Source organism: Microbacterium sp. H6, assembly GCF_003314775.1.
Taxonomy (GTDB): domain Bacteria; phylum Actinomycetota; class Actinomycetes; order Actinomycetales; family Microbacteriaceae; genus Microbacterium; species Microbacterium oxydans.
The window spans coordinates 1-3121 of the sequence record NZ_QOAY01000207.1 but is presented as its reverse complement, the minus strand read 5'-3'; the positions used below and the strand labels follow the sequence as shown (position 1 = coordinate 3121).

Annotated in this window: 2 protein-coding genes; both read left to right on the top strand. The window is 70.0% G+C overall.

Features of this window, described 5'->3' with window-relative positions; all coding sequences use genetic code 11:
• A partial coding sequence (gene purH, locus DSP71_RS13900; RefSeq protein ID WP_113681397.1) for a bifunctional phosphoribosylaminoimidazolecarboxamide formyltransferase/IMP cyclohydrolase occupies nucleotides 1-1607 on the top strand: 1607 nt, incomplete at its 5' end.
• 168 nt (nucleotides 1608-1775) lie between these two features.
• Nucleotides 1776-3121 (top strand): AlkA N-terminal domain-containing protein (locus DSP71_RS13895; protein WP_113681387.1); only part of this gene is annotated, 1346 nt, incomplete at its 3' end.

Genomic DNA, 3121 nt, shown 5'->3' with positions numbered 1-3121 from the left:
GGGCCGCCCCCCGCCACGACCCCACGCTCTACCGCGATCGCGACACCGTGCCGATCAGGCGCGCGCTCGTCTCGGTGAGCGACAAGACCGACCTGCTCCTGCTGGCTGCGGCTCTGGCTGAGGCGGGTATCGAGATCGTCTCGACGGGTTCGACGGCGTCGACCATCCGCGAGGCGGGATTCGAGGTCACCGACGTCGCCGCCGTGACCGGCGTCGCAGAGATGCTCGACGGTCGCGTCAAGACGCTGCACCCGAACATCCACGGCGGCCTGCTCGCCGATCTGCGTCTCGAGGACCACGAGCGCCAGCTCGCCGACCTCGACATCACTCCCTTCGAGCTCGTGGTCGTGAACCTCTACCCGTTCATCGAGACCGTCGCCTCCGGCGCGGTCGGTGACGACGTGGTCGAGCAGATCGACATCGGCGGCCCCGCGATGGTACGCGCCGCGGCCAAGAACCACGCGAACGTGGCGATCGTCGTCTCGCCGCAGTCGTACCCCGGCATCATCGCGGCGATCGGCGAGGGCGGCACCTCGTTGACGCAGCGTCGTGAGCTCGCCGCCCGAGCATTCGCGCACACAGCGGCGTACGACACCGCGGTCGCCTCGTGGTTCGCCGAGGGGACGCTGCAGGATGACGGCGATCTGCCGACGCATCTCACGATCCAGGCTGAGCGGCTCGCGACGCTCCGCTACGGCGAGAACTCGCACCAGCGCGGCGCGATCTACACGCGCGCCGGTGGACACGGCATCGCCCAGGCCACGCAGCTGCAGGGCAAGGAGATGTCGTACAACAACTACGTCGACGCCGATGCCGCCCTGCGCGCGGCATACGACATGGTCAAGCCGGCTGTCGCCATCATCAAGCACGCCAACCCGTGCGGTATCGCGACCACGGCGCCGAACGCGCTCGACCCGATCGCCAGCGCCCACCTGCGTGCGCATGAGTGCGACCCCGTCTCGGCATACGGTGGTGTGATCGCGGCCAACGGCACAGTCACGCTGAAGATGGCCGAGAACCTCAAGGACATCTTCACCGAGGTCATCGTCGCGCCGTCGTTCGAGCCCGCGGCGCTCGAGGTGTTCAAGGCGAAGAAGAACCTGCGCCTGCTGCAGCTGCCCGAGGACTGGCAGCAGGAGCGCATGGACGTGCGTCTCGTCTCCGGTGGGCTGCTGCTGCAGGATGCCGACCGGTTCCCCGACGACATCGTCTCCGTCGCGAAGAACTGGGAGCTGGTCTCGGGTGAGCGTCCGACCGACGAGGAGATGGAGAACCTCATCTTCGCGTGGAAGGCCTGCCGAGCGGTCAAGTCGAACGCGATCGTGCTCGCGAAGGACAACGCCACGGTGGGCGTGGGCATGGGCCAGGTCAACCGCGTCGACTCCTGCCGCCTCGCGGTCGAGCGTGCAGGGGACCGGGCGGCCGGATCCGTCGCTTCCTCCGACGCGTTCTTCCCCTTCGCCGACGGCGCTCAGGTGCTGATCGATGCCGGCGTCACGGCGATCGTGCAGCCGGGCGGTTCCGTGCGCGACGAGGAGGTCGTGGACGCGGCGCGCAAGTCCGGCGTCACGATGTTCTTCACCGGTGAGCGCCACTTCTTCCACTGAACGCGCGCCTGCGCATACCTCGAGACCCACTCTCCACGCCGAGACCCACACGCGCCCACTGCGGCGGCGATGGGTGTCGGCGAGGCGGGTGGGTCTCGGCGTTCGTGCCCGGACAGTCATGTCCGATTTCCGCCAGTCGTTGTCGGTGGGGCGTGACACAGTGGAGGCATGAGCTTCCCCGTGACGGACTTCGACGAGCGTTACCGTGCGATCAGCGCGCGCGACACCCGCTTCGACGGGCAGTTCGTGACGGCCGTCCGTTCGACCGGGATCTACTGCCGTCCGAGCTGCCCCGCGCGCACGCCCAAACCCCAGAACGTGACGTTCTATCCGACCAGCGCCGCAGCGCACGAGGCCGGGTATCGCGCCTGCAAGCGCTGCCTGCCCGAGGCCGCTCCCGGCTCGCCGGCGTGGGATATCCGCGGCGACACCGCCGCGCGAGCGATGCGGTTGATCTCCGACGGCGTCGTGGAACGGGAGGGCGTGCCGGGCCTGGCCGCGCGACTGGGCTATTCCGGTCGGCACCTCACGAGGCTGCTGACCACCGAACTCGGCGCCGGGCCGCTCGCACTGGCGCGGGCACACAGGGCGCACACCGCGCGCATGCTCCTCGTCGGCACCGACATGCCCATCTCGGATGTCGCGTTCTCCGCCGGGTTCGCAAGCATCCGACAGTGCAACGACACGATCCGCGAGGTCTTCGGCCTCACGCCGGGGGAGCTCAGGGCGCGGCGACGGCTTCCGGCGTCCGCGGCTCCCGGCTCGATCGACCTCGTGCTGCCCTATCGCGGTCCACTCGACGCGAGCGGCGTCTTCGCCTGGATGGCGGCGCGTGCGATCCCCGGCGTCGAAGAGACCATGGCGACGTCCTTCTCGCGTCACCTCCGCATGGCCGGTGGTCCCGCCTGGTTCGAGGTGCGTCAGGAGGAGGGTGAGCGCCTGCACCTGCGGGCACGCGTCGCGCGGCTGGGGGACCTGGCACCGCTGGTCTCGACCGTGCGACGCATCTTCGACCTCGATGCCGACCCGCTGGCGATCGACGAGGCGCTCTCGGAACACGACGAGATCGCGCCGCTCGTCGCGCGCACCCCCGGCATCCGCGTGCCGGGGTCGGCTGATCCGCATGAGATGCTCATCCGCGCCATGGTGGGGCAGCAGATCACCGTGGTCGCCGCCAGAACCGCGCTCACGGCACTCACCGAGGCGCTGGGGGAGCGCACCGAGAACGGACTGCTCTTCCCGACGATGACGGCGATCGCCGCCCATGGAGCCGAGGTGCTGCGAGGGCCGGCCGCCCGTATCCGCGCGATCACCGGCGCTGCGGCCGCTCTCGCCGACGGATCCCTGACGCTCACGGTCGGAGATGACGGCGTCGACCAGCGTGCTGCCCTGCTCGCGATGCCCGGCATCGGACCCTGGACAGCCGACTACGTGCGCATGCGTGTGCTCGGCGATCCGGATGTGCTGCTCCCGGGAGACGTCGCGCTGCGCGCCGGCGCGGCGGCCTCCGGCCT